6 protein-coding genes are annotated in these 7,665 nt (G+C 71.9%); 3 read left to right on the forward strand and 3 right to left on the reverse strand.

Going from position 1 to position 7,665, the window contains the following annotated elements; translation table 11 throughout:
- Positions 1-8: 8 nt before the first annotated feature.
- Entirely contained in the window at positions 9-497 is a 489-nt protein-coding gene (gene soxR, locus ACFXPK_RS25360) for a redox-sensitive transcriptional activator SoxR (RefSeq protein WP_384993301.1), read from the forward strand.
- 78 nt (positions 498-575) lie between these two features.
- On the opposite strand, the gene ACFXPK_RS25365 is transcribed toward soxR, so the two are convergent.
- Complete coding sequence (locus ACFXPK_RS25365; RefSeq protein WP_384993304.1) at positions 576-1,187, reverse strand: hypothetical protein; 612 nt, start codon at positions 1,185-1,187, stop codon at positions 576-578.
- Positions 1,188-1,439: 252 nt separating this feature from the next.
- Here ACFXPK_RS25365 and ACFXPK_RS25370 point away from each other — a divergent pair, with 252 nt between their 5' ends.
- Entirely contained in the window at positions 1,440-4,292 is a 2,853-nt protein-coding gene (locus ACFXPK_RS25370) for a penicillin acylase family protein (RefSeq protein ID WP_385078901.1), read from the forward strand.
- A 102-nt stretch (positions 4,293-4,394) separates the two neighbouring features.
- Here the strand turns inward: ACFXPK_RS25370 and ACFXPK_RS25375 are convergent, their stop codons facing one another.
- Positions 4,395-5,711 (reverse strand): MFS transporter, encoded by a 1,317-nt coding sequence (locus ACFXPK_RS25375; RefSeq protein ID WP_385078910.1) that lies wholly within the window; start codon positions 5,709-5,711, stop codon positions 4,395-4,397.
- A 291-nt stretch (positions 5,712-6,002) separates the two neighbouring features.
- On the opposite strand from ACFXPK_RS25375, the gene ACFXPK_RS25380 reads away from it, so the two are divergent.
- Complete coding sequence (locus ACFXPK_RS25380; RefSeq protein WP_384993310.1) at positions 6,003-6,434, forward strand: DUF6010 family protein; 432 nt, start codon at positions 6,003-6,005, stop codon at positions 6,432-6,434.
- On the opposite strand, the gene ACFXPK_RS25385 is transcribed toward ACFXPK_RS25380, so the two are convergent.
- On the reverse strand, positions 6,425-7,665 hold a 1,241-nt coding region (locus ACFXPK_RS25385; protein WP_385078904.1), incomplete at its 5' end, for an exo-beta-N-acetylmuramidase NamZ domain-containing protein. The two genes, ACFXPK_RS25380 and ACFXPK_RS25385, sit on opposite strands and share 10 nt — an antisense overlap.

Consider the following 7,665-nt stretch of genomic DNA (forward strand, 5'->3'; position numbering starts at 1 on the left):
TCCGAGGGATGCCACAGATCCCGGAGACGATCAGCGAACTCACGGTCGGACAGTTGTCGGCGCGCAGCGGCGCCGCCGTCTCGGCCCTGCATTTCTACGAGGCCAAAGGGCTGATCACCAGTCGCAGGACGAGCGGCAACCAGCGCCGCTACTCCCGGGACATGCTGCGCCGGGTGGCCTTCGTACGCGCGGCCCAGCGGGTCGGCATCCCGCTCGCGACGATCCGCGACGCCCTGGCGGGCCTCCCCGAGGAGCGCACCCCCAACCGCGACGACTGGGCCAGGCTCTCGGAGGCGTGGCGCGCGGCGCTGGACGAACGCATCAAGCAGCTCGGCCGGCTGCGGGACCATCTCACGGACTGCATCGGCTGCGGCTGTCTCTCCCTGGAGACCTGCGTCCTGTCCAACCCGGACGACATCTTCGGTGAGCGGCTGACGGGCTCGCGCCTGATGCCCGAGCGCCGTGTCACCAAGAACGCCGGCCCGGCTCAGGGGTGACCCCGGGCGGGCCCGCGGGCCGTGCGCCGTACCGACTCCGTGGGGGCGTGCCGCGTCCCGGACCCGCCCCCACAGGTCCTATGCCACCGACGCCAGGTCCTTCAGCCGCATCCGCTTCGCCCGGGCCAGCGCCTCGGACGTGAGGACCGGCAGCGGTACGACGATGCCGCACCCCGTGCAGACCGGCCCCGACCACGGCTCGTTCGACAGGTCGGGCCGCCAGACGAACCCTCGCTCCGCGCAGACGGGGCAGGAAGCGCCGGGACCGCTCTCCAGCCCCGAGATCAGCCGGCGCAGTACCTCGGCGAGCGATTCCGACGGATGGACCGCCGGATCGTCGCACCGTGCGACGCCGTTCCCGCCCCAGGTCCGCCGGTGCCAGTCGTCGCAGCTCCCGGGCCGCCTCAGCCCGTCGTGCTTCTCGCGCCTGCGCCGCTCGGCGAACTCCATCTCGTACGCGAGCCAGACGGCCCGCGCCTCTTCCAGCTCCTCCAGCGCGGCTGTCAGCCGCGCCGGGTCCGGCGCCCTGTCCTCCGGCTCCATGCTGTGCCGTGCGCACAGGTGGTCCCAGGTCGCCCGGTGTCCGTAAGGAGCGAACCTCTCCAGGCACTTGCGCAGCGAATACCGTCGCAAGGCCAGGTCGCACCGCGGGTCGCGCACCTGTCTCGCGAGACTCCGGAATCCGGCCATCGTCCGCCACCTCCGTCGCTGTTCGGCGTTGAGGAATGGACGTACGCCTGCCCCGTTCGGCTCCATCAAAAAACAGATGGCAGCCATGGATCCGGTCATTCCGGTTCATATCGAGCAGTTTTCGAAGCCGATGCACAGGAATCGGAGGGCGGATCGGGTGTGGGGATCCGGAAAAGGTGACTGATGCTCACCTTACCGGCGGGTCATACCGCCGGTAACCTCCGGCGCACCGGCCTCCCCGAGGAGCACCCCATGCGACGACGCACCGGAAGACCCCACCGCGCCACCCTCACCGCCGCCGCCGTGTTCGCGCTGGGCGCGGCCCTGCTGACGCCCCAGTCGCAGGCCACCGCCGCACCCGCCCCGTCCACCGCGCAGACCCCCGCCACGGCCTCCGCCGTCCGCGCCGCCGACCCCGACTACTGTCAGGGCCGGTGCGCGGACATCCTGCCGCCGGGACAGAACGGCAACGCCACCCTCGCCGACATCCTCGGCAACCGGCTGTTCGGGACCTTCCCCGCCCATGCCTCGGACCAGCTCGCCCGCTACGACTCCCTGGTGGCCGGGCAGGACGGGCTCACCGACGCCAAGGTCACCGACTTCTTCAACGACGCCTCCTTCGGCGTACCGTCCGACCAGGTCGAGTCCGTCACCTCGCCGCGCCCCGACGTCACCATCACCCGCGACAAGAAGACCGGCGTCCCGCACATCAAGGGCACCACCCGCTACGGCACCGAGTTCGGCGCCGGCTACGCGGCCGGGCAGGACCGGCTCTGGATGATGGACCTCTTCCGCCACATCGGCCGCGGCGAACTGACCTCCTTCGCCGGCGGCGCCCTCGCCAACCAGGGCCTGGAGCAACAGTTCTGGCCCGCCGCCCCGTACACCGAGGCCGAGTACGAGGCCCAGATGGAGCGGATCAGGTCCACCCAGGGGGCGCGCGGCGAGCAGGCCATGGCCGACGCGCAGGCGTACGTCGACGGCATCAACGCCTACCGCCAGAAGGCCAAGGACGGCCGCTACTTCCCCGGCGAGTACGTCCTCACCGGGAAGATCGACTCCATCACCAACGTCGGGGAGATCCAGCCCTTCAAGCTCACCGACCTGATCTCCATCGCCTCGGTCGTCGGCGGCCAGTTCGGCGGCGGAGGCGGCGGCGAGGTGCAGGCCGCGCTCTCCCTCCTCGCCGCCCAGCAGAAGTACGGGGTGGCCGAGGGCACCGCCGTCTGGGAGTCCTTCCGCCAGCGCAACGACCCCGAGGCCGTCCTCACCGTCCACGACGGCACCAGCTTCCCGTACGCCCAGAAGCCCGACCAGCCGCGCGGCACCGCCCTGCCCGACGCGGGCTCCGTCACCGCCGAACCCCTCGTGTACGACAGGACCGGCTCGGCCGTCACCCGGACCCTGGCCCCCGTCGACACCCCCGAGAAGCTGAAGCCGCTCCAGGGCATCTTCGACGACGGTGTCGTCCCCGCAGGGTCGCTCTCCGCCAAGCGGGGCATGTCCAACGCGCTGATGGTCTCCGGCGCGCACACCGGGAGCGGTAACCCGATCGCCGTCTTCGGCCCCCAAACCGGTTATTTCGCGCCACAGTTGATGATGCTCCAGGAGCTCCAGGGCCCCGGCCTCAGCGCCCGCGGTGTGTCCTTCGCCGGTGTCGGCATGTACGTGCAGATGGGCCGCGGCCAGGACTACGCGTGGAGCGCGACCTCCTCGCAGCAGGACATCACCGACACCTACGCGGTCGAACTGTGCGAGCCGGACGGCTCCGCCCCCACCAAGGCGTCCACCGCGTACCTCTTCCGCTCCGTGTGCACCCCGATGGAGAGGATGGAGCGCAGGAACGCCTGGAAGCCCACCACCGCCGACTCCACCGCCGAGGGCTCGTACCGGCTCCAGGTGTGGCGCACCAAGTACGGCATGGTCACGCACCGCGCGACCATCGGCGGCAAGCCCGTCGCGTACACCTCGCTGCGCACCACCTACCGCCACGAGGCCGACTCGATCATCGGCTTCCAGATGTTCAACGACCCCGCGTATCTGACGGACGCGGCCGCCTTCCAGCAGGCCGCGCACAAGGTCGGCTACGCCTTCAACTGGTTCTACGCGGACTCCCGCACCGCCGCCTACTACAACAGCGGCCTGAATCCGGTGCGGGCGTCCGGCGTGGACGCCTCGCTCCCGGTGAAGGCGGAGCGCGCCTACGAGTGGCAGGGGTTCGACCCGGTGTACAACGAGTCCGCGTACACCCCCTTCGCCCAGCACCCTCGGTCGATCGGACAGGACTACTACATCTCCTGGAACAACCGGCAGGCCAAGGACTACGACGCCGCCGGGTTCGGCTACGGCGCGGTGCACCGGGGGAATCTGCTCGACGACCGGGTGAAGGCCCTGGTCGCCGCGGGCGGCGTCACCCGCGCCTCCCTCACCCGCGCCATGGCCGACGCGGCCCTGGCGGACCTGCGGGGCGAACAGGTGCTGCCCGAGCTGCTGAAGGTGATCCGCTCGGCGCCCGTCACCGACTCCGCGCTCAACACCGTCGTCCAGCAACTGGAGACCTGGCGGGCGGCGGGCGCGCTCCGCAAGGAGACCGCGCGGGGCTCCCACACGTACGGCAACGCGGCGGCGGTCCGCACGATGGACGCGTGGTGGCCGAGGCTGGTGGAGGCGCAGTTCAGGCCGGGGCTCGGCGACGGTCTCTACACCGCGCTCACGGCCTCCCTGCCGATCGACGAGTCCCCGGCCTCCAGCCACGGCCCGACGGGCGCGCACAGCGGCTCGTCGTTCCAGTACGGCTGGTGGGGATATGTCGACAAGGACCTCCGGCAGGTCCTCGGCGACCCGGTCCAGGGCGCCGCGCCGAAGACCTACTGCGGCGGCGGCTCGCTCGGCGCCTGCCGTGACCTCCTGCTGACGACCCTGAAGACGGCGGCGGCGGTACCGGCGAACACGGTCTACCCGGGCGACGACTCCTGCTCGGCGGGCGACCAGTGGTGCACGGACACGATCATCCACCGGGCGCTCGGCGGCATCACCCACCCGAAGGTCAACTGGCAGAACAGGCCGACGTACCAGCAGGTGGTCGAGTTCCCCTCGCACCGGTGAGCCGGAGACCGCCGAGGGTATGACCCGGGGGAACGACCCGTGGGCCGGACCGGGCCGCCCGGCCCGGCCCACGGGGCTCCGTGCGAACCGGGGACGAAGGGATCAGTCCAGCGTGCGCTCCCGCGTCTCCGGCAGCGCCCGTACGCACAGCAGCGACAGCACGGCCATCGCGCTCACGTACCAGCCCACCGCCGACGAGCCGAACGCCGGCTGGAGGCGCGGTACGACCAGCGGCGAGACCGCGCCGCCGAGGACACCGCCCAGGTTGTACGCGAGGGACGCGCCCGAGTAGCGGACCCGGGCGGGGAACAGCTCCGGGAGGTACGCGCCCATCGGCCCGGAGGCCACCCCCAGACAGAACGTCGCACCGCCCAGCGCCAGCGCCATCAGCACCGGCCGCCCGGTGTCGAGCAGCGGGAAGAGCAGCGCCCCCCAGACCACCGCCAGCGCGCACCCGAGGAGCGCGGGACGGCGCCGCCCGGCCGTGTCCGAGCGGGTGGCCGCGAGCCAGATACCGGCCGCGAGGAAGACACAGGCGACCAGGGAGACCCCGAGCATCGTGGTGCGCGGCACGTCCAGGACGGTCGTCGCGTACGACAGGCTGTAGGTCATCGACGTGTAGAAGAGCGCGTACACGACGGCCATCGCGCCCGCGCCGAGCAGCAACTCCCGCCGGTGGCATCGGAGAAGTTCCATCGTGGGCGCCCGGCTCGCTTCCCGCTCGGCCACGGACCGCGCGAACACCGGGGTCTCGGCGATCTTCAGCCGTACCACCAGTCCGACGGCGACCAGCACGAAGGAGAGCAAGAACGGAATGCGCCACCCCCAGCTCGTGAACGCCGCCTCGTCGAGCGACGCGGAGACCAGCCAGAAGGCGACGGTGGCGGCGGAGAACCCGACGGGCGGGCCGAGTTGGGGGAACGCCGCGTACAGCCCGCGCCGCCCGCGCGGCGCGTGCTCCACGGCGAGCAGCACCGCGCCGCCCCACTCCCCGCCGATCCCGATGCCCTGGAGGAAGCGGAGCACCACGAGCAGCAGGGGCGCCCAGACACCCAGGGTGGTGTAGCCGGGCAACAGCCCCACCAGCGCGGTCGACAGCCCCATCAGCAGCAGCGAGGCGACCAGGACGGACTTGCGGCCGACACGGTCGCCGAAATGGCCGAAGACGATTGAGCCGATCGGGCGGGCCACGAAGGCGACCGCGTAGGTGGAGAAGGAGGCGAGCGTGGCGTTGAGGGGGGAGAGGTTGGGGAAGAAGACGTCGTCGAGGACGAGCGCCGCCGCCATGCCGTAGAGGAAGAAGTCGTAGAGCTCGACGGTGTTGCCGATGAAGCTCGCCACGGCCACCCGGCGCGCGCTCTCCGGGGCCGCCGCGCTCTCCGGCGGGTCCGCGGCGGGATCCGAGGATGTGGGGGACAGGGTGTTGTCGATCACGACAGGCACTCTCACGGCCGCTGAACGGCGTGGTCAACGGCGCCCGTCGGCGACGCACGGATATCGATCGACTACCGGCTGTTATCGGCCGTGCGAGGTGTGCGTACGCGATCGCGCGCGGGAGACGTACGGGCGGGCGGTGGCCGTATCCCGTCGGGGCCTGTCCGTCCTGCCCCTGGGGGGTGCGTGGAGCCGGCCCTAGCGTGGGGATCCCCGCGGCGCGCCGGACGGCCCGCGCGGGCGGCGTACCGTCAACCCCCCGGAAAAGGCCCGCACATGGACTACGTCCTGCCCGTCTCCATCGGCATCCTCTACGCGCTGCTCATGTCCCTCATCCGCGAGCCGCACCGGCGGCGCTTCAACGCGGTCATGGTCGCCGGCGCGGGCGCCGCCTACCTCGGCGGCGGTGGCATGGGCGCGGCGGAGTTCGCCTTCACCGCGGTCGTCACCTACGTCGCCTACCGGGGCCTGGACTCCTGGACGTTCATCGGCGTCGGCTGGCTGCTCCACACCGCCTGGGACATCGTCCACCACCTCAAGGGCAGCCCCTTGATCCCCTTCCTCCACGACTCGTCGCTGGGCTGCGCGATCTGCGATCCGGTGATCGCCCTGTGGTGCTTCGCGGGAGGTCCCTCGCTCATCGGCCTCGCCCGGGGACGGCGGCCCGCGAAGAGCGCGGCGCGGGCCCACCCGGAGCCTCACCGGTAGTGCAGATACCTCCGCCGTACGGCGCGGAACGCGGTCAGCGCGTCCTGCCAGGCGCCGGCCACCTCGTCAGGACCGGCGCCCGCGTCGATCATCGTGCGGACGTCGGCGGAGCCCGTCAGCTTGTCGATCCAGTGGTCGGAGCGCCAGGCGAACCCGCTCCACGACCGCTTCGCCGTCACCAGCAGCCCGATCCCGGTCCGTACCGGATCGAACGACTCCCGGTCGTGGACGTGGAGTTGGACGCCACCGATCGTCTTCCCCTGGAACTTGGAGAAGGTCGGCGCGAAGTACGCCTCACGGAAGCGCACCCCCGGCAGCTCCAGCGCGTTCGCCGCCTCGGCCCACCGGCCGTCGACGCCCTCCGCGCCCAGCAGTTCGAACGGTCGCGTGGTACCGCGCCCCTCCGACAGGTTCGTCCCCTCGAAGAGACAGGTCCCCGCGTACACCAACGCCGTCTCGGGCGTGGGCATGTTGGGGCTCGGCGGCACCCATGGCAGCCCCGTCACGTCGAAGAAGTCGTCCCGCGCCCACCCCGACATCCGTACGGTCTCCAGCGCCACCTGCCGGTCCAGGAACTCGCCGTTGAAGAGCCGCGCCAGCTCCGTGACCGTCATGCCGTGCGCCTGCGCGATCGGCCGGCGGCCGACGAACGTCGCGAACTCCGGCCGCAGGACCGGGCCGAGCGCCGCACGGCCGGTGACGGGGTTGGGGCGGTCCAGCACCACGAACCGCTTGCCCGCGAGCGCCGCCGCCTCCATGCAGTCGTACAGCGTCCAGATGTACGTGTAGAAGCGCGCGCCCGCGTCCTGGATGTCGAAGACGACGGTGTCGACACCGGAGGCGGTGAACACGTCCGCCAGCGGCTGCCCGCTCTTGAGATACGTGTCGTAGACCGGCAGGCCCGTCGCCGGGTCGTCGTACCGCCCCTCCGAGCCGCCCGCCTGCGCCGTCCCCCGGAAGCCGTGCTCCGGGCCGAAGACGGCGGTCAGCGCCACCCGCTCGTCCGCGTGCATCACATCGACGATGTGGCGTACGCCGGCGGTCACCCCGGTCGGGTTGGTGACGACGCCGACCGTACGGCCGGAGAGCAGCCGGTAGCCGTCGGCGGCCAGCCGGTCGAAGCCGGTCCGTACGCGCGCACGGTGGGCCCCGCGCCCCGTGAGCCCCGCGGGGGGGGCGCGGGCGGTGGGGGGGGGGGGCGCCCCCCGCGACGCGCACCACCCGCGCGCAC

This window comes from Streptomyces sp. NPDC059142, from assembly GCF_042755665.1.
Lineage (GTDB): Bacteria > Actinomycetota > Actinomycetes > Streptomycetales > Streptomycetaceae > Streptomyces.